The sequence below is a fragment of the Methanohalophilus sp. DAL1 genome (genome assembly GCF_001683555.1).
Lineage (GTDB): Archaea > Halobacteriota > Methanosarcinia > Methanosarcinales > Methanosarcinaceae > Methanohalophilus > Methanohalophilus euhalobius.
In genome coordinates, this window is the sequence record NZ_MAFX01000014.1 from 1 (window position 1) to 20,066 (window position 20,066).

A 20,066-nucleotide genomic window follows, 5' to 3' on the forward strand; every position below is an offset into this window, starting at 1 on the left:
ATCATATATACTTTCCAGTTTGATTGAATAGACTATGAACTGCTTTTCAGGGTCCCATACATCATAACTGCGGCCGACAAATATCTTTTTAGTACCATATTCATAGCCGTCTTTCCTCAACGATAAGATCGAATAGCCTTCTTTTCGGTTTATCTCCAGTACCTTCAGGGAATAACCATTATCAATATCCAGTATCGCAGTTTTCTTCAGGGTTGCATTGTACACGTTAACATCAGTTTCCGGTGAATCCGGCGTTGAAACATTATCTGCCGATGTTTGCTCCTCCGGAATCTCCCCGTTTGAGTTTACTTCTTCTGTGCAACCCAGAAAGGAAAGGGACAGAAAGACAATTACAAGAACCGAAATCAATTTACTCTTTTGCATGACACATCCTGATTGATTTAAAAGTTGAAATATACCATTGACATTGGTTTACCAAATACTTAAGATCGAACTTATTTCAAAACTGCGGATAACCTATCCCAGCATAGCACAGGTGCAATATCAGATTCCTCTGAAAGGTCACAGCCATTCATACCTACATACTATTTTTTAGATCCATCTTCAACCATGCGAAGAAGCGGTCTATTCCATGTGCTTCTTTTCAGATATGGCCTCTAATCGATTCCTGCAGGTCTGCCTCTTTTTCCAGATTTCTCATTCCTGATATTTATTGGAATGTTTCAGCACCTGGCTAATTTTTGAATTGAATTCTTTGTGGATTCCCGAATTTCTAATGGTAGAATCATCAACTCTAACGTAAATCAATGCTGCGTTACATCATTGGGTATATCTCATGAATATACTTGATGTTATATGATTTAAGAATAATGATGTCCTTATTTCTCAAAGTACATACAGGTAATATGACCCAGAATCGATTCTTGTCCTGCAATTATTTTCACATCTTTTTACGGTTGCTAGATGTATACGTACATACGGTGCTACGCATCGTAGATGATAGTAGAATATGGGAGGCATGGATATGCCTGTAAAGGGGAAGGCGCTTAGGTGAGAATGTTTGCTGAAGATTGTATCATGTAGAATTATAACAAGCAAATTTCTTCATAAGTTACACTTTGAGATATTTTCGAGTGACAATCAGGGCAATAATATATAATTTTCGCTCACATTAACTTTCCATTTAATGCCTACCCAAAAATTCCGATAAATACATGAGAAGAGCTATAATTCCTTCTCTCCTTAGTATTTATTCCTGGTTAAAAACAGTTTAGTTTACTTTTCCTTTTTAGTCAACATGTCGCAGTCCCGACCCCAGACGAATCAGTGATGCTACTAGAATTGCTTCTTCAATTTCGGAATCTTTTAAACCTGCATTGCGAGCAAATTTTTTGTGGTGGGATACACATTCATCACATCCCACAGCCACAGCACTTGCAAGAGCCAGCAGTTTTTTAGTTTTATTATCGATAGCACCATCCTGCATTATGGTATCTTTTAAGTTCGAGAAGTCCTTTTCCCAATTCGACTCTTTGTCATCCATAGAAATAGTCATTTATGCCCTCCACTTTTTACATTTTCCATATATGCTTCTGCCCGCGGAGAAGGAAAATATACAATACTTCCGTTTTTCTCCTCTTTCTCAACGTAAAGGGCATTTTCCAACATTCCTATATGGAACTTGGCCTCCGTTTTGGTCAGTTCCATTTCATTTTGCAAATCATCAAGACCCATAGGTGATTCCAGTAGAAGAGATAGTATACTTCTGCGGATATTATTCTGAAGAGTTTTCAGCCCGGTGCTGTGATCTTCAGTTGGGTTGCGGTTGAGTTTACCTTCTTTTCTGACTTTAGTAAGCCATTCCTCTTTTCTTTTCTTCATATCCTCATCAGACATAGCAATCAATAATATGTAACCATTAATAACTATATTTTTTTTGGTATTTTGCATGAACTTAGCATTTAGCGAACTTTCCCTCTCCTAGATGTCAAGCAGGGTGTATCAAGGGTCAGGAATCGTGTTATTGCCAGAGTCTTCAGGGAACTTGACCTGATAGAGCAGTGGGGTAGTGGTTTCCGTCGTGTACTGAAGGAAGCTGAAGAACCTGGGCTCCCCCAGCCGGAGATAATCGAGATAGGTATGAGAGTGAGGTTTATTGCCTACCTGGCAGATTCCATTGCGGAATCCACAGAAAACCATGCCGGTAAAGAAGAAACTTCATGCAGGGCAGGCGAACAAGTAACCGAACATGTAACCGAACAAGTACAGTAGTTAGCGAACTTTCCCATCTTCTAATTGATCTATCTCAAACGCTGTTCCAACACCTGAATCCTGAGTTTTTCCTCAACCAGTGTTAAATAAATCAATATAATGAATCCTGCAAACCTGAAATTATCTCCATCAATTATTGGTGGTCCCATTCAAATCCAGGTGAGATGTTTTTTCTGTAGGTACCTTGAGAGTGATAATATATAGCTTTACTTTCTTAAGATACTATCATAAGTAAATAAAATAAACAAGGTCTGTTAATACAAAATGGACAATCTTAACAATTAGAAAAACACCTATACACCATAAAAAATATTCAATAACCATGACCATCGAAGAACGCCTAGATGCACTTGAAGATACCATCCAGAATGAGGATTTTCTACAAGGCAAAGGATTGGGGAATGAAGTTCCTTTTTGGATATTTGATTATCCACCAGAGAAAGAAATGCTTATACGTTCCAGGATTCCTAAATTAAAAGAGAACTTGAAACTTAAATCAATAAATATCCTGGAGATTGATCTGTATGAACTGTGTCTTGAAATTATCACAGCAAAAATTCCTATGGAAAGAATACTTCAATTTGAAGCTGACAAAGGATCTGACAAGTTGCTTGATAAATTAAGATTGATGCTTAAACCTGCAAATATTCAGAGAGCCATCAGGAAAAAAATTGGTTATTTTGGTGATGTGAATATTATTATCATCACAGGGGTAGGCAAAGCCTGGCCTCTTATCAGGTCGCATTCAATCCTGAATAATTTACAGCCAGTTGTGGATGATATGCCGCTGATATTATTTTATCCCGGAAAATACAGCGGACTGGATTTAAGCTTATTCGGTAAGTTCAAAGACGGAAACTACTACAGGGCTTTCAGGCTTGTGGATGACAGTGCGATAGACAGCTGAGGGTGGGAATATGACTAATAATATTATGATACAGGATCTTTTTGAGAAGGATATAAAAAGGGATATTAAAGGAGTTATCAAGGTCGATCAGTATGACGAAGATGTTGTCTATACCGAACTTGATGAATATGTAATCACAAGAGAGACAGCAAAACACCTGGATGTATTTTTCCAGCGCTATTATGATGCAATGCTTACTCCCACAGATAAAATCGGTGTGTGGGTTTCCGGCTTCTTTGGATCCGGTAAATCACATTTTATCAAAATGCTGTCTTACCTCCTGGAAAACCGTAATGTGAAAGGTAAAAATGCTCTTAACTTTTTTCAGGAGAAAGTTGAGGACCCATCAATCTACAGCAATATTGAAAATTCCGTTAATTTTGGCACCAAGGACGTAATACTCTTCAATATTGATTCTAAAGCCAATACTATCCATGCAGAACCGGAACCGATTGTCAATATTTTGATGCGAGCTTTTAATGAAAAGCGAGGTTTCTATGGAGATGTATTCTGGATAGCAGAGCTTGAAGAGGACTTGACTGAAAAAGGATTATATGAGCAGTTCAAACTTGAATTCCAGAAGATTGCAGGGGATTCCTGGGAGGAGAGGCGAGATTCATATGCTTTTGAACAGGATGCTATAATTGATGCTCTGGTTGCCTGTAATTATCAGAGCAGAGAATCATTGAATACTCTCTTTGACAATGATGGAGCGAACTATCATCTGGATGTAGAGAAGTTTGCCCAAAAGGTTAAGAAATACTGTAAATCCCAGGGAAAGGACCATCAGGTTATTTTCCTGATCGATGAGATCGGGCAGTATATTGGTGAAAATAGTCAGATGATGCTGAATCTGCAGACCATTGCGGAGGAGTTGGGTACAAAACTGGCAGGAAAAGCATGGCTGGTTGTTACTGCCCAGGCGGATATTGATACTATTACAGAAGACCGTGTCAAAGGTTATGATTTCTCAAAGATCCAGGGGCGATTCGACACCAGGTTGAGTCTTTCCAGTGCCAATGTGGATGAGGTTATAAAAAAGAGAATACTTGCCAAAAAGCAAGAGTATCATGCAACTCTTGCCGCCTTTTTTGCTGAGAAGAGATATGAACTTAAGAATCTGCTGGCTTTTTCCAAAGGCTGTGCAGAGATGAAATTCTATAGTGGAGATGAGGATTTCATTGATGTGTACCCCTATATACCTTACCAGTTCTTTGTCCTGCAGAAGGTGTTTGAGAGAATCAGAAAAAGTGGGTTTACAGGTAAGCATCTGGCCAAAGGTGAACGTTCGATGCTTAATGCTTTCAAAGAGGCTACTGAAAAGTATGCTGAAGAGAATCTGGGCAGGCTGATTCCGTTCTATTCTTTCTATGATACTGTGGAGAGTTTCCTTGATCCCATTATCAAGTCTACGATCACTCAGGCTCAGGACAATTCAGAGTTGGAGGAGTTTGACAACCAGATTCTCAAGTTATTGTTTTTGATAAGAAATGTAAAAGAAGTGGTTCCAAATCTTGACAATCTGGTCGTACTTTCAGTAAGTTCTGTCGATGAGGACAAGCTGGAATTGAAGAAAAAGGTGGATGAATCCCTTAAAAGGTTGGAAAAACAGACCCTTATCAGTAAGTCTGGAGAGAGGTATCATTTCCTGACCAATGAAGAACAGGAGATAAACAGGGAAATTAAGAATACTGAAGTGGAGAATTACCGTATTCTGGATACCATTTATACGTATGTTTTCGGCGATTCCAGCGAGGTATGTCCTGCCAGGTATAAGGATTACAAGTTCAACAGAGCAGTGGATGAAAAGTACAAATCTGCTGGCGCCGACCTGTCTGTTAAGTTCCTGACACCTCTTTCAGATGAATTATATCATAAAAGTGATCAACAATCCCTGTCCGGAGATGTGTTGAGCAATGTGGATTCCAAGGACACTTTATTATTTGTTTTCCCGCAGGATAGTAAAGTAGTTGACTTGGTCCGCAACCATCTGAAGATAGAGAAATATCTGCGTCAAAACACTGCAAATTCGAGCATAAAAGAGATCAATGATATACTGCATTCCAAGGATAAGGATAAGGATAAATTAATTGATGAGGCTAAAGGGGCAGTATTTGAAAGTGCAAAGAATGCACGCGTTTTTGTTGATGGGAAAGAAGTTAACAGTATTGAAAAGAAGAACCCGAAGGAGAGAGTTAAGGATGGGCTTGATATCCTTTCCCAGAATGTTTACAGCAAGGCTTCCTATGTAACCTACGACTATGAGTCGGATAGGGATGTTTTGCGAGTGTTGAAATCAGATGACTTGGAAAAATTCGGAGCTGGGACTTCTGATACAAACAAGAATGCTCTTGCGGAATTACGTGATTATATCAAAATCAGGCATCAGAAGAATGATAACCTGGTTTTGAAGGATATCAAGGAGAGGTTTTCGAGCAAACCCTATGGCTGGAAGGATATGACCATTGCAGGGCTTGTTGCCACTCTTTTTGCCAATGAGGAAATCAAGCTTTCCTACCAGAAAACTGCTTTGATCCTTAAATCCGAGAATGCTGATGAGATTGCCCGCTATCTTACCAAGAGAGAAGATGCTGACAGGATAGTTGTAAAGATTCGGGAAAAGTCCAATCAGCAGACAATAAAGGCTGTCAGGGATGTATTGAATGATGTTTTTGACAAAACGGCAATTCCTGAAAAAGAGAATGAACTTTTTAAATATACAAAGCAGGTTTTCAGTGAGAAAAGGGATGCTGCAGAAAAATATGCTGGCCGTTATCAGGAAGTGGAAGCCTATCCTGGCAGAGAAGAGATCAGGGCTTACAGTGATTTCCTGAAGGAGATAAATCAGATAAATGATCCTTCTGATTTTTTGCAGGAGGTTGCCGATAAGAAGGATGAATTGGTGAGATTGAACGAAGAAGCCAGACCTACAATCAGTTTCTTTGAAAGCCAGATGGTTGATATTTTCAGTAAGATGTACAAGAGAGCAGATAATTATGAGCGAAATCTGCAGTTTCTCGATGCAGATATGCAGAGTAATGTGCGGACTGTAAAAGAAATCCTGAAGATGGACAAACCCTATGGACGTATCAAGGAATTACCCCAACTGGGAAGCAAAATTGATGATGCTCTACAACACAGTCTTGATGCTCTAAAGGAAGAGGCATACGAGAAATTGGAAGAACACAAGAGAGAAGTTGCCGGAGAAATCGATTCTTATGGAATCCTGGAAGGGGATCTCAAAGATCGCATTTTGCAGCGCTTTGATAATCTAAGGGACAGGATTGCAGCATGTGAGGAATGTGTCTATGCAAAGAACCTGAATGATTCTATCGATGATTTGTACAGGGATGTTAGTGAGGAGATTGACAGGCAAGTACAGATTATCCGGGAAAAAAGTGTTGATGATGATGGAGAGGAACAACCTCGTGTGAAGCCTACAAAGGTTGTTAAAGCATCGGAATTTACAAGCCAAAAGAAAATCGAGACCGAAGAAGACCTGGAAGAATATCTGGATGATATTCGCCAGCAACTGAAGAAATTGCTTGAAGAAAATAAAATCACAGTAATTTGATAAAGAAACGAATATAGAGATGTGATTTGCAGGATGGAATTTATGCGGTTGGCGATATCTGAAATGGTTAAACTGCCTGAGGGTAAAACACTGGAATTTAAACGTGATGTATCCTCACCAAAAAATATACTGAAGTCCCTCGTAGCATTTGCCAATACTGCAGGAGGGAGTCTGTTCATTGGTGTTGAGGATGGGACAAAGGAGATAATAGGAGTCTCGAACCCGCTTGATGAGGAAGAGCGGCTTTGCAATCTTATTGCTGACAGTATTTCGCCCCGGCTTGTTCCAAATGTTGAGTTGATGACAGTGGAAGGTAAAACCGTGCTGGGTGTTGAGGTATATCCCAGTGGTTCACGTCCTCACTGGATCAGTCGAGAGGGGCATATCGACGGGGTTTATGTAAGGCTTGGTTCCACTAACAGAAAAGCTGATAGGGAACTTATAGGTGAACTTCAGAGAAGTGCTTCAGGTATCTCTTTTGATGAGATGCCTATGCCTGATCTGTCTCCTGATGAACTTGATATCGATGTTGCTAAAAAGCGCTTTAAGGGTGTACGGGAGCTAAGCGAAGAGGAATTGATAACGCTCAAGCTCCTGATCCGGGAGGAGGGCAGACTGGTTCCGAGCACAGGTGCAATGCTTCTCTTTGGAAAACAGAGGGATTTCCATTTCCCTGATGCATGGATACAGTGCGGGCGCTTTAAAGGAAAGGATAAGGCATACATTTTCGACCATACTGAGATCCATGAAGATCTGCCGGGCTCTGTTGATTCCGTAATGCTCTTTTTGAAAAAACATGCTTTCAGAGGTGCTGATTTCTCAGATATCCGGCGCAAAGATGTGTGGAGCATTCCTCTTACTATACTACGTGAGGCTCTTATCAATGCCATCGTGCATGCCGATTATTCCCAGAAGGGGGCACCTATCAGAGTGTCCTTCTTTGATGACAGAATAGAGATAGAAAATCCCGGCATACTCCTCCCGGGCATGACCATTGAAGATGTCAAGCAGGGTGTATCAAGGATCAGGAATCGTGTTATTGCTAGAGTCTTCAGGGAACTTGACCTGATAGAGCAGTGGGGTAGTGGTTTCCGCCGTATCCTGAAGGACGCTGAAGAACTCGGGCTACCCCAGCCGGATATAATCGAGATAGGTATGAGAGTGAGGTTTATTGTCTACCTGGCAGATTCCATTGCGGTATCCACAGAGGGCCATGTCGGTAAAGAAGAAACCCCGTCCCGATCAGGCGAACAAGTAACCGAACAAGTAACCGAACAAGTAACCGAACAAGTAAGAACTTTAGTTATCAGCCTTGAAGATAAGGCATTAGGAAGGAAAGAAGTAATGCAACGTGTCGGTATAAGTAGTCGTTCGACGTTTGTTTATGATTACCTCCAGCCCGCTATCCAGTCAGGCCTGGTTGAAATGACACAACCGAATTCACCAAAAAGCCCGACCCAAAAATACCGCCTGACTGCGAAGGGCCGGGAATACCTGCAAGAAGATAAAGATACAAAGTTATGAGATTCAAGGTGGTCTAATGGATAAAAAAAGTATCATTACATTTTCCAATTCATTACGAAAGCAACTGGAGCAGGAAGTAGAGGATAGGGCTGCCTTTTACGGTATCCGAGCGGATAAAGTGTCGCCCGTGGATTCAGAACATGCGGATTCCATTGTTATCGGAGGTAAGGTCTACAATAAGAAGATCAAAAAACAACGTGCAAGGCTTGTGAAGGAAGTTGCCGAGAAGGGTTATGAGCAGGTAATGGACGAGGTGACCTATACCTGGTTTAACAGGTTTGTGGCCCTGAAGTTCATGGAGGTCAATGATTACCTACCTGTAAGGGTATTTTCCTCGTCAGAAAAAGGAAGAGCGGAACCTGAAATCCTGACAAAAGCTGCAGACCTGGATTTTTTGCAACTTGACCTTGATTACGTACTGGACCTCAAAGCCGAAGGCAAGGATGAGGAACTCTATCACTACCTGATCTTCAAAATCTGCAATTACCTGCATGAGATTATGCCATTCCTATTCGAGCATATCGAGGATTACACGGAATTACTCATCCCGGAATACCTGCTCCATACTGATTCTGTCCTTGTGAAATTGAATGAGATTATTCCTGAAGAGGACTGGAAGGAAGTCGAAATCATCGGCTGGATTTATCAGGATTACGTGGCACCCCGCAAGGAAGAGGTGTTTGCCAACCTGAAGAAGAATGTGAAGATCAATAAGGAGAATATTCCAGCAGCTACCCAGTTGTTCACTCCGAAGTGGATTGTAAAGTACATGGTGGAGAATTCACTGGGCAGATTATGGCTGGAATCCAATCCAAATCCCACTCTGCAGGACAAGTTTGAATATTTCATCGACCAGGAGACCCCTGAACCGGAAGAGAAGGTCTACAGCCCGGAGGAAATCACCCTGCTGGACCCGGCGATGGGCTCAGGCCATATTCTGGTCTATGCCTTTGATGTTTTTTATGAGATCTACCGCTCCATGGGCTATCTGGATAATGAGATCGCTCCCCTTATCCTGAACAAGAACCTCTACGGTCTGGAGATAGATGACCGGGCCACCCAACTGGCAGGATTTGCCCTGATGATGCAGGCTCGCAAATACGACCGCAGATTATTCGAAAAAGACATCCAGCTCAATCTCTGCTCCATCCAGGAGACCAACAATATAGATTACATCCCCGAGCAGAAGTATCCAGAACTGCACCGCCTCATCGAATTCTTCGAGGATGCCAAGGAATACGGCTCCATCCTCAAACTTCCCAAGTTCGATTTCGACAAGATCGATGCCGAATACACCCAGTTCAGCAAAAATCCTGCTATAGATACTTTCGGAGATGTGCCAAACAGCCCGGTTGCCATCATCAAACAGGCCAAACTGATGAGCAGTCAGTATGATTGCGTGGTGACGAATCCGCCGTATATGGGTAATAAAGGAATGAATCCGGTTCTCAAGAAGTACGCTAAAGATAATTATCCGGATAGCAAATCCGATCTGTTTGCTATATTTATAGAACACGGTTTTGATCTTACAAAAGAAGCCGGTTATAACACAATGGTAACAATGCAGAGCTGGATGTTTTTATCATCTTACGAAAATTTCAGAAATAAACTTCTTAATAATTATTCAATCCAGTGCATGGTACATATGACAAATATGGTCATGAGAATTGCTTTTGGAACTGCCGCTACTGCATGGAAAAAGGCAAAAAGACCTGAGTTCAAAGGTCATTTTTCCTATGTCCGTTACGAAGATTTAGATGAAAATGGTGAACCTGAAGATTTCCCAATTCAAAACGAACGCCTTACCACTGCCTCCGCCGCCGATTTCAAGAAGATTCCTGGGAGCCCAATTGCTTATTGGGTGAGCGACGCTCTACTGAACGTTTACGAAAAATCAACCACTTTAAGTAAAATAGCAACACCTCGCCAAGGACTTGCCACAGCAGACAATGACCGATTCTTACGTTTGTGGTCAGAATTAAACATAAAAAATGTAGGTTTTGGTTTTCGGTCGAGAGAAGAAGCAAAAGAATCGGGATTAAAATGGTTTCCATATAATAAAGGCGGAGAATATCGAAAATGGTATGGTAATCAAGAATTTGTTTTAAATTGGGAAAATGATGGTTATAATATCCGCAATTATTTTGATTCTAATGGTAAACTTCGATCTCGTCCACAAAATACAGAGTATTATTTTTTGCCATCTGTAAGTTGGTCGAAGGTAACTAGTAGTGGATTTTCTTTAAGGTATTATCCAAAAGGTTTTATTTTTGATGTTGCTGGTTGCTCAATATTTCTGGATAGAGAAGAAGAAAGAGAAATGCTTCTTGGTTGTATGAACTCTCAAATTATGACAAAAGCAGTCAACTCTTTGTCACCGACACTAAACTTTGAAGTAGGCCAGGTTGCAGATTTCCCATTACCTATAGATGTTATCAATAAAGCTTCTAACTTTATTTCGCCTATTACGAAACTTATACATATATCAAAATCCGACTGGGACTCCTACGAAACCTCTTGGGACTTCACCACCTCACCATTCCTTCAAACCGAATTCCATCGTCCAACCCTCGAAGAAACCTACACCAACTTCCGCGCTCACTGGAAGGAAATGGCTCTGGAAATGCAGCGACTGGAAGAGGAGAACAACCGTATTTTCATTGAAGCCTACGGGTTGCAGGATGAAATGACACCAGATGTGCCACTTTCAGAAATCACATTGACCTGCAACCCCTATTATCGCTATGGAAATAACAAATCAGAGGAAGAACTGGAAACACTTCTGCTTACTGATACCATTAAAGAGTTCATCTCCTATGCAGTCGGTTGCATCTTCGGGCGATATTCTCCGCATAAGGAAGGACTGATCCTTGCCAACCAGGGAGAAGGGATGCAGGAGTTTCTGGAAAGAGTGCCTGATGCAGAGTTTTTACCGGATGAGGATGGCATTATTCCCATACTGGATGAGGAGTATTTCACCGATGACATTGTGGGCAGGTTCAAGGAGTTCTTGAAGGTGACCTTCGGGCAGGAGAAACTCTCGGAGAATATGGATTTCATTGCACAGGCACTTTCCTCCGGGAGTAAGAAGAAAACGAAGTCTTCCGAGCAGGTCATCCGGGATTATTTCCTCAAGGATTTCTACAAAGACCATGTGAAGATGTACAAGAAGCGGCCAATTTACTGGTTGTTTACTTCAGGGAAGAAGCGGGCGTTCAATGCACTGGTCTACATGCACCGCTATGACAGGACCACGCTTGCCAGGATGCGGACGGAGTATCTGCTGGAACTGGAAAGGAGAATGGATGCTCAAAGGCAAAGGTTTTCCAGTGAGGATGCCCGGAATGCAAAGGAGAAGGCGAAACTGGCCGGGTATATCGAGGAGATCATGGCTTATGATGAGGTGCTCAAGAACAAGGCGGATGCTTACATTGAGATCGATCTGGATGACGGGGTCAAGGAGAATTACAAGTTGTTCGAGGGTTTGGTGGGGAAGATATGAAATATGATGATAAAAATTTGGAATATTTTAATAACACTGAATTGTTTCAGTCAATTACTACTAAAAAACAATACAAGCTTATTGATTTAAATGAGATGGAGATTTGCTACTTAAAGCAAATAATACATGATTTAGAAAAAAGTAATGATGTAATTCTCTGTTGCAGAGGAGATTCAAAAAAGAACCATTCCGAATTCATCTCAAAAGATTTGTATGATTTTTTTGTTGCAGGAACAAAATCAAAATATCACGAGGAGGCACCTGAATATTTATATGATCACTGCGAAATTAATGACGAATTCAATTTGGAAGCATTGGTCGAAAAATGTAATAGTATTCTTGAAGATATTAAGGAATGTAACTCAGATGTGGAAGGAAGAATAAATCCTGAATATGTTTCGGAGATGAAAAAGCAGAGCATAGGAGTTCAAAATGATTTTCGATTTCTTTTATTGTCTTTTTTACATAATAAAGGCATGACTTATGCAGATGAAATTGATTCCGATTTCAAACCCTATTCATGTTTTGTATCTCTAGCTTACAATAAATCAAAATATGATACTGCAAAAAAATATGCTTTAGGCAATAATAAAATAAAAAATAAGGACGGACTTATCTATATTTATATTGTTCAGAAAAATTGGAAGAATTACATTACTATAGAAGAAATGACATCAATTTTGAATGATTGTGGTGTAAAATGGAAAAAGGGTCTTGATGAAGAAATAATGATTATGAATGGATTGTATCCTCATTTCTTAGTAGGTTTTTTCGAAATGAAGAATGAAAAATGTTCTCGATTTATATTAAATTCATGGTTTCATAAGCAAATAAAACATGATTTGGAAAACTTAGATACAAGCAAATACACTAAAGGAATGTATGTAAATCAAGAAGATTTTGAACAATCTGCACAAAGACTAGGTTATAACACTGTTTTTTTGAGAAATAATATACTCAATGGAAATGAATTTATTCTGAGTAATGGAGAAACTAAAAAAACAATTGAAAGACTTCAATGAATTACAAGGGACTTAAAACCATGCTCAACGCCGAAAAGACCGCACAGGCCATACTCAAGAAATTCAACGATACCGAAGGATACAGTGACCGCAGGATCGTCTTCTGGTATGATAAGGACGAGACTGCAGCAGACGGTGGGCTTGAGGAGATCGAACCGATTCTCGAGGAAAACAATATCCAGGTCCACAGGCTTGAGCAGAACTTCTTTGAGACCAAGAAACTCATTGAAAAGGATAAACCTGATACCCATTTCCTGATATATTCATCCAGGGCCGAACCGCAGTCTGATAAAAACTGGTTGCTCGATATACAACTGTACTCCGAGAGATTTGAAAACAGCCGGATATCCGATATTAAGAGTGAATTTGGCATCGAAGGCTATGATCTGGATAACTTCCTGGAAGAGCATTACAAGTTCTTTGAAAGTAAGGCACGTGTGGAGCCATTCCGCAAATTATATGACCCAAAATGGCGCCAGGATGAAATGGTACTGGGCTTTCTGACAGTGCTCACAGGTTCAGATACCATCGATTTTAAAGACATAGTCCGCAAACTATTCCTCAAATCCCTGTATGAAAACGAAAATCCCGCCTGGGCCGAAATACAAAGACTCAACCTTGAAGACGATTTCTGGGAACTCGCAGGCAAATACTTCGGATTTATACAATCTGATCCCACATTACGCAAACTATTTTTGAGCATCCTCCTAACCCACATAAAACGAAACACGGTTCTTCCGCTGAAGAAATATAAAAACTACATCAACTCCATGAGTAATGAATGTGAGATATTCATCCGCACATGGATGGACCACTCCAAAGATGGGATTTACTTTGATCAATACAGCAGAGAAACCTTTGAAGACAGCCAGCTCAAACTCGAAAAATACCTCAAGCAGGAAATCAAAGAAACTGAACCTTGCGATTACCTGGATGCAGAAGCCTTTGACGTATTCGATCGAGCAATCATAAGACAGATCGTGGACAGTTTATGTAACGATCTGGAAGAATATGAAAAATATCTGGACTGGATCTTCCAGAGAAAATCCAAACACTGGTATCCGCAATTCCAGCATATCTACAGTGCCCTGGAATATGCAATCAAACTCCATAGGTTTGCCAAAGGGTTTGAAAAAACGCTTGCTTCCTGTAAAGACGTACGTGGATTCATAGCCCGCTATGAGAAAGACCTCTACCAGATGGATTATTACTACCGTAAATTTTACTTCCACTATGATCTCGACAACAAGACAGACATTCTTGCAAATATAAGAGAACGTGTGGAAAACCTGTACAACAATAACCTTATCGACAAAATGCTCGGCCACTGGAGCGAACTGATCGATACAGATGTTGGCGATTACTGGAAAGTAGAACTTGCAGACAGACAGGATGAATTCTACAAGTTATATGTACAAAACACCATACAAAAGAATGACAGGGACAAAATTGCAGTCATAATTTCCGATGCAATGCGCTACGAGATCGCTGTAGAACTTCAGGATGAACTCAATCAATCCACTAGAGGCACAATGCAACTCAAAACTATGGTGGGTTCTCTTCCATCTTATACCAGATTGGGAATGGCGTCCCTGCTTCCACACGATTCATTACAACTCAAGGATAACCATTATTTGGCCGATGGTATTAGCACTGAGGGCACTGCCAACAGGGCAAAGATTGTGGACAAGACAATTCCTGACAGCGTAACCCTGACCTCTGAAGATGTATTAAATCTATCAAGAGATGAAGCTCGCGAAAAATTTCAGGGAAAGCGTCTTTTCTATATTTATCACAATGTCATTGATTCCACCGGTGACAATGAATCTTCGGAAGACAAAGTATTCAAAGAGACAGAAACTGCTATTCAAGAAATTCAAAAAATCATTGAAAAACTCACCAACTTCCAGATTCTGAATAATGTTATCGTCACAGCTGATCACGGCTTCATCTACAGACGGGATGACCTGGAAAGTGTCTACAAACTCGATAAAGCAACTTTTGACAAAGACAGAATTATCGACTCTAAAAAACGCTTCATCCTTACTACAGAAAACATCGATGTGATGAATACCCACAAATTCAAGATAAACAATCTTGTTGAAACAGAAAACAATCTTTATGCCTATGTCCCGGTAGCTGATCTGAGATTCAGGATGCAGGGGGGAGGACTTAAGTTTGTTCATGGGGGGCTGGCTCCCCAGGAAATAATCATTCCTGTCCTCAAATATAGCTATAAAAAGAGTTCACAGCTGGCAAGCAAAGGAATCAAAAAAGGCAAAGTTGGAGTAACTGTTACCAATCCGGGTCGAAGGATCACAAGCAATTCCTTCTCTGTAAACCTGCTGCAGACTGAAAAGGTAAGTGACAAACTTAAACCTTTGAAAGTCCGTATAGCCCTCTGGGACAGCGAATTTGATGGTGAGAAGGTAAGTGATGAAAAGACCGTGATCTTGGAACGTTCCTCAGAAGAACCTACAGAACGCCAGCAGAAGGTCATATTAACCCTTGGGAATAATGTAGAGAACAAAACATATTATCTCAAGTTGATAGACGATGATCCAACTGCGATTAATAAGAATGTAATAGAGCCGATACCTTTTGAAGTAGATCTACTACTGAAAGATGATTTTGATTTTTGAGGCAGAAAAATGAACGGGACAGAAATTGATACATCCATTGATGAGAAATTGCAGCAATACTTTGCAGGCCGTGTGGTACGCAAAGACCTCACCAAAATGATGAAAGTAGGCTACAATGTGCCGGTTTATGTCCTTGAATACCTGCTGGGTTCAAACTGTGCCACCGATGATGAAGAGCTTATAGCAGCCGGTGTAGAAAAGGTAAAAAACATCCTGTCCCGAAACTATGTCAGACCGGATGAAGCTGAAAAGATAAAATCCCGTATCAGGGAAAGTGGTTATTACACAATAATAGACAAGGTAACTGTAAAACTGAATGAGAGACGAGATGTCTATGAAGCTGTATTTTCCAATCTGGGAATTGTCCAGGTGGAAGTTGAATCTGATTATGTAATGCGCTATGATAAACTTCTTGGTGGCGGTATCTGGTGTATCGTCAAAATGGAATATGAACCAGACCAGATGGGTTCACCCTTCACAATTTCGGACTTAAAACCCATTCAACTGCCCAACATCAATGTAAACGAGATCCTTGAAAACAGGAACTTTTTCACAAAAGAAGAATGGATGGACGTCCTGCTGCGCTCTGTGGGAATGGAGCCTTCCAATCTCGAAGAAAGAACAAAGTGGCATCTTATTGAAAGGCTTGTACCCTTTGTCGAAAACAACTATAATATGTGCGAACTCGGCCCCAGGAGTACAGGCAAGTCCCACGTTTACAAGGAAATTTCTCCCAATTCAGTCCTTATCTCCGGGGGACAAACCACTGTAGCAAACCTGTTCTACAATATGTCCACACGTCAGGTAGGACTGGTGGGCATGTGGGATGTTGTGGCCTTTGATGAAGTTGCAGGTATCAATTTCAAAGATAAGGACGGCATCCAGATTCTGAAAGACTACATGGCTTCCGGGTCCTTTGCCAGAGGTAAAGAGCAGATCAATGCCAACGCCTCTATAGCCTTTGTAGGTAATATCAACCAAAGCGTATCCTCTCTTTTAAAAACACATCACCTGTTTGCTCCCTTCCCAGAGGCAATGAATAATGACAGCGCTTTTTTTGACAGGATACATTATTATCTTCCGGGCTGGGAGGTCCCAAAATTTAGGCCTGAACACTTCACCGACAAACATGGTTTTATTGTAGACTATATTGCCGAATTCTTCCGTGAAATGCGTAAATATTCCTATGCAGACAGTCTATTCAACTATTTCAAGATGGGGTCCAATCTGAACCAGAGAGACGTAATCGCTGTGAAAAAAACCTATTCAGGGCTTGTTAAATTAATCTATCCCAATGGAGAAATCACCCGGGAAGAAGCTGAAGAAGTACTTCAATATGCTCTGGAAGGCAGAAGGCGTGTAAAAGAACAACTCAAAAAGATCGGCGGTATGGAATTCTTCGATGTAAACTTCTCCTATCTGGATAATGAAACCATGGAAGAAGAGTTTGTCAACGTTCCGGAAAGTGGTGGTAACAAGATTATTCCTCCAGGACTTGGAAAACCAGGTGAAGCCTTTGCTGTTGCTCCAAATGAAAACGGAAAAATCGGTGTCTATAAGTTAGAACTGCAAATTGCCACCGGGAATGGAAAATATGAAGCCACAGGGCTTAGCAGCAATTCAGCAGCCAAAGAATCTGTCAAAACCGCTATCAATTACTTCAAAGCCAATGCCAAATCTATCAGCCAATCCATATCCACCAAAGAAAGTGATTATTTCCTCAACTTCCAGGATATGTATGGAATCGGACTGGCAGATGGTCTGACACTTTCCGCTTTTATCAGTCTATGTTCCGGAGCCCTTGACAAGCCACTGCATGAACAAACTGCCATAATTGGAGACATGACAATAGGTGGCTCCATTAATGCAGTGGATAATTTGGCAGACCTTCTCCAGGTATGTCTTGATGCCGGAGCAAAGAAAGTATTGATTCCTTCTGCTTCCACATCAAGGCTGGGAAGTGTACCACCTGAAGTGTTGAGCAAGTTCCAGCTATCTTTTTATGATGACCCGATAGATGCTGTGCAGAAAGCGTTGTTCTTTATGTGATCATTAGCTAATATTTGAGTAGATATTTATACACAAGTATTCATGAAAATCTACAAACAACAAATAGCAAAACTTCTTTATATGATATCTAAAATCTGTAAATAAATGAAACTAATTCAATTTGATGGAGCTGCAATACCAAATCCCGGTAAAAGAGGAATCGGAGCAGTTCTTCTTGACAATGGACAAGTCCTACATGAAATATCCGAAATGCTTGAAGGGACTGGCACTAATAATGAAGCAGAGTACAATGCCCTAATTCAAGGATTAAAAAAGGCACAAGCCCTTGGTTGGACTGACATCAATGTACAGGGAGATAGCAAACTTGTAGTAAATCAAGTCAATGGGAAATGGTCTGTAAAAAGTGATAATCTTAAAGGTCCCTGCCAGATTGCTAAAAAACTAGTCGGACAGTTCAATTCAATAAAACTGGAATGGATTCCTCGAGAGCAGAATGAAAAGGCGGACTATGCAGCCTCAAAAGCTCTGGGATTTCAAAAAGACCCTCATCATAAGAAATATCCGAAAAGACCATCAAATAAAGGAAATAAGGATACAAACGATTATGATTTTTAAAAAAGCAACTTACCAAAAAAATGTTGTAATTGTAAAGATATTAGCAAATGCAAACTTGTAGAGCAGAGATTTGAAAATATTTATAAGAAATAAGTCAAAGATTTGCCATCCTGTGATTTTGTTAGGAGTCAAATCAGGGAAATTGGTTGGTATTACATTTAAAGCCAAGTAATCATCCTTTCCGTGTCAGAACCTTTATCAGCCAATTTTAAGGTCTTAAAATAACTTCCATCAATAAAAAACTCAACATCAACAAAAATAATTAATGATAATGAGGCGATTAGAAATCAAAAATAGACTTATTCACCTCAATTTCTTCGACCGCCTTTTCTAAATATTCGGGAATTTTTCTCACATACCTAATATGACCATGAATTGGACATTTTTTTTGTATATGTTGAGTTCCATTACTAAATGTTTTCAAAAAGAATTTGCACTCCCTTTTGCATCTTGGACATGAAAAATCAATTTCACAATCTTGACTTTTGCTCCACATATCGAAATCACTCTAAAATCTGGTCCTATAGCTATCAAATAGTCATGTTTTTGTATTATTATTTAATTTTTGCAATTAGTCTATGTAGTAATTAGATTCTATATGTTTTCTTATGTGCACATATAGAATATTAAAATACCAAAACTATTATAATGCAACCATAAATATAAATATGAAAGAAAATACAACTGTAGTGAATAGTAAATATGAATTTTCCATCACTTTTTTATGTCGTGGTAAGGCTGAATAGTAAGATTCAAAATCACGAAGTTCTTCAGTCGATTCAAAATATTTCTTAGCTCCAAAGAATCTTTTCATCACTGCACAATCAATACAGATACTAGCATTTGTCATTCTTGTTACTTTTACATGACCTTTGCAGGTGATGGAACCACATTCTTTACAATACCATTTGGACCTAAATATGATTTTTTTTGTAATATTTGAGTTGCAAACCCTACAAAAATCAGTTTCATTTTTGGTAACGATATTATCGCTAGGTGTTTCAACAAAATAGATATTATAGTCATTTCGTTTTGCTTGTATGTTTATTTCCCATTTTGGGTAATATAAGCATTTATAATTGGATATTGTTATGTCCTTTGCTTTTGGAATGCATTCTTTTATATATTGTACATTATTTTTTCCTTTATATCTTATGTTTCTAGTATGACTGATTATAATTTCATTCATAGCAAGTTCTTTTAATTCACTTTCATTTAGTCGAAAGTCTATTTTGGAAGAAAATTGGTTTTCTGGTAATGTTTTAAAATTTATATTTGAATCATTTATTAGCAATCCAGCCAAGTTATAATCTAATAGATTTCCTCTTTCCCCATCAAAAAACAATTGTCCATTTGCCCTTTCATTGTGAATGATACCTACAGTCGTAGAAAAGTTAGCAGATATGTTGTATTCGATATAGAAAACTGGATGGAATACTGTTCGTATATTCTGTACGACTAAGTCCATTTTACTAATGGCATTAACCGGATAGAAGAAGTTTTCTAATGTCCAGTTTATTGTTTTTTCTTTTGGCGAGTAGTAAGTCGATTCATTGCTATATGCTTCAATAATCCCATTTTTTAAATCCACCTTAGCGCCGATTGCCAATTCTTTTAGTTCTCTGCCATCAATTAATCTAATTTCTATATTTTCAAGTGAATTGTTTATTTCTTGGGCATATTGAACTGCATTTGGTGAAAACGAACTTGATGTGACCACATAACCTTGTTTTTTTCCAACATGATTTAAAGTAACTACTGCAGAGTGTAATTTTTGTACAACGGGCCTTCCTATTTTACTTTGATGATGCTTGCATTCCACTACTATTTTTATTAACTCACCATTTGGGTCTTTCTTCTCCATAACAATATCTTTTCCACCGTCATTAGAACAAGGAGTAACAATAACGTTTCGAAAACCATTTTTCCTAAAAATATCAGCAACTACTTCCTCAAACTGATATCCATTTAAGGAATCTAACAAGATATTATCATCCAACACAGACCCACTCCTATCAGTAAAGCTATTTCATTCAAG

General features: G+C 39.6%; 12 protein-coding genes and 2 pseudogenes. 10 read left to right on the forward strand and 4 right to left on the reverse strand.

The window, feature by feature from the left end; all coding sequences use genetic code 11:
- The 3 genes and pseudogenes from A9957_RS03945 to A9957_RS03955 form a co-directional block, all read right to left on the reverse strand.
- Positions 1-384: pseudogene (locus A9957_RS03945) on the reverse strand (hypothetical protein); the annotation flags it as partial.
- Positions 385-1,249: 865 nt separating this feature from the next.
- Entirely contained in the window at positions 1,250-1,516 is a 267-nt protein-coding gene (locus tag A9957_RS03950) for a carboxymuconolactone decarboxylase family protein (protein WP_096712427.1), read from the reverse strand.
- A complete protein-coding gene (locus A9957_RS03955) occupies positions 1,513-1,857 on the reverse strand; it encodes a winged helix-turn-helix domain-containing protein (protein WP_096712486.1) in 345 nt (114 codons plus the stop codon). The genes A9957_RS03950 and A9957_RS03955 overlap by 4 nt, the downstream gene beginning before the upstream one ends.
- A gap of 96 nt (positions 1,858-1,953) precedes the next feature.
- Between A9957_RS03955 and A9957_RS03960 the strand changes: the two are divergent.
- From A9957_RS03960 to A9957_RS04005, 10 genes and pseudogenes are all read left to right on the forward strand, one after another.
- A pseudogene (locus A9957_RS03960) lies at positions 1,954-2,100 on the forward strand (ATP-binding protein); the annotation flags it as partial.
- On the forward strand, positions 2,101-2,232 hold the full coding sequence (locus A9957_RS03965; protein WP_258082626.1) for a hypothetical protein: 132 nt from the start codon (positions 2,101-2,103) through the stop codon (positions 2,230-2,232).
- Positions 2,233-2,554: 322 nt separating this feature from the next.
- Positions 2,555-3,139, forward strand: coding sequence for a DUF1788 domain-containing protein (locus tag A9957_RS03970; RefSeq protein WP_292343258.1), 585 nt, complete (start codon positions 2,555-2,557; stop codon positions 3,137-3,139).
- A gap of 10 nt (positions 3,140-3,149) precedes the next feature.
- A complete protein-coding gene (brxC, locus tag A9957_RS03975) occupies positions 3,150-6,713 on the forward strand; it encodes a BREX system P-loop protein BrxC (RefSeq protein WP_292343259.1) in 3,564 nt (1,187 codons plus the stop codon).
- A 42-nt stretch (positions 6,714-6,755) separates the two neighbouring features.
- The gene (locus tag A9957_RS03980; protein WP_292343260.1) at positions 6,756-8,237 is read left to right on the forward strand and encodes a helix-turn-helix domain-containing protein; all 1,482 of its coding nucleotides are present in this window, start codon (positions 6,756-6,758) and stop codon (positions 8,235-8,237) included.
- A 16-nt stretch (positions 8,238-8,253) separates the two neighbouring features.
- On the forward strand, positions 8,254-11,739 hold the full coding sequence (gene pglX / locus A9957_RS03985; RefSeq protein ID WP_292343262.1) for a BREX-1 system adenine-specific DNA-methyltransferase PglX: 3,486 nt from the start codon (positions 8,254-8,256) through the stop codon (positions 11,737-11,739).
- Complete coding sequence (locus tag A9957_RS03990; protein ID WP_292343263.1) at positions 11,736-12,761, forward strand: hypothetical protein; 1,026 nt, start codon at positions 11,736-11,738, stop codon at positions 12,759-12,761. The genes pglX and A9957_RS03990 overlap by 4 nt, the downstream gene beginning before the upstream one ends.
- Positions 12,758-15,403: a BREX-1 system phosphatase PglZ type A gene (pglZ, locus tag A9957_RS03995; RefSeq protein ID WP_292343264.1), complete on the forward strand. Its 2,646-nt coding sequence runs from the start codon at positions 12,758-12,760 to the stop codon at positions 15,401-15,403. Before A9957_RS03990 ends, pglZ begins: the two co-directional genes overlap by 4 nt.
- Before the next feature lie 9 nt (positions 15,404-15,412).
- The gene (gene brxL, locus A9957_RS04000; protein WP_206631058.1) at positions 15,413-17,452 is read left to right on the forward strand and encodes a protease Lon-related BREX system protein BrxL; all 2,040 of its coding nucleotides are present in this window, start codon (positions 15,413-15,415) and stop codon (positions 17,450-17,452) included.
- A gap of 105 nt (positions 17,453-17,557) precedes the next feature.
- Positions 17,558-18,028 (forward strand): ribonuclease HI family protein, encoded by a 471-nt coding sequence (locus A9957_RS04005; RefSeq protein ID WP_096712434.1) that lies wholly within the window; start codon positions 17,558-17,560, stop codon positions 18,026-18,028.
- 643 nt (positions 18,029-18,671) lie between these two features.
- Here the strand turns inward: A9957_RS04005 and A9957_RS04010 are convergent.
- A complete protein-coding gene (locus A9957_RS04010; protein ID WP_165868988.1) occupies positions 18,672-20,027 on the reverse strand; it encodes a restriction endonuclease in 1,356 nt (451 codons plus the stop codon).
- Between the last annotated feature and the right edge of the window lie 39 nt (positions 20,028-20,066).

What these genes read in the sequence shown, in the direction of transcription:
- pglZ (WP_292343264.1), top strand. Translation starts at nt 12,758, where the DNA reads ATGAATTACAAGGGACTTAAAACCATGCTCAACGCCGAAAAGACCGCA.
- A9957_RS03965 (WP_258082626.1), top strand. Translation starts at nt 2,101, where the DNA reads ATGAGAGTGAGGTTTATTGCCTACCTGGCAGATTCCATTGCGGAATCC.
- A9957_RS03955 (WP_096712486.1), bottom strand. Translation starts at nt 1,857, where the DNA reads ATGTCTGATGAGGATATGAAGAAAAGAAAAGAGGAATGGCTTACTAAA.
- A9957_RS04005 (WP_096712434.1), top strand. Translation starts at nt 17,558, where the DNA reads ATGAAACTAATTCAATTTGATGGAGCTGCAATACCAAATCCCGGTAAA.
- A9957_RS03950 (WP_096712427.1), bottom strand. Translation starts at nt 1,516, where the DNA reads ATGACTATTTCTATGGATGACAAAGAGTCGAATTGGGAAAAGGACTTC.
- pglX (WP_292343262.1), top strand. Translation starts at nt 8,254, where the DNA reads ATGGATAAAAAAAGTATCATTACATTTTCCAATTCATTACGAAAGCAA.
- A9957_RS03990 (WP_292343263.1), top strand. Translation starts at nt 11,736, where the DNA reads ATGAAATATGATGATAAAAATTTGGAATATTTTAATAACACTGAATTG.
- A9957_RS03970 (WP_292343258.1), top strand. Translation starts at nt 2,555, where the DNA reads ATGACCATCGAAGAACGCCTAGATGCACTTGAAGATACCATCCAGAAT.
- brxL (WP_206631058.1), top strand. Translation starts at nt 15,413, where the DNA reads ATGAACGGGACAGAAATTGATACATCCATTGATGAGAAATTGCAGCAA.
- brxC (WP_292343259.1), top strand. Translation starts at nt 3,150, where the DNA reads ATGACTAATAATATTATGATACAGGATCTTTTTGAGAAGGATATAAAA.
- A9957_RS03980 (WP_292343260.1), top strand. Translation starts at nt 6,756, where the DNA reads ATGCGGTTGGCGATATCTGAAATGGTTAAACTGCCTGAGGGTAAAACA.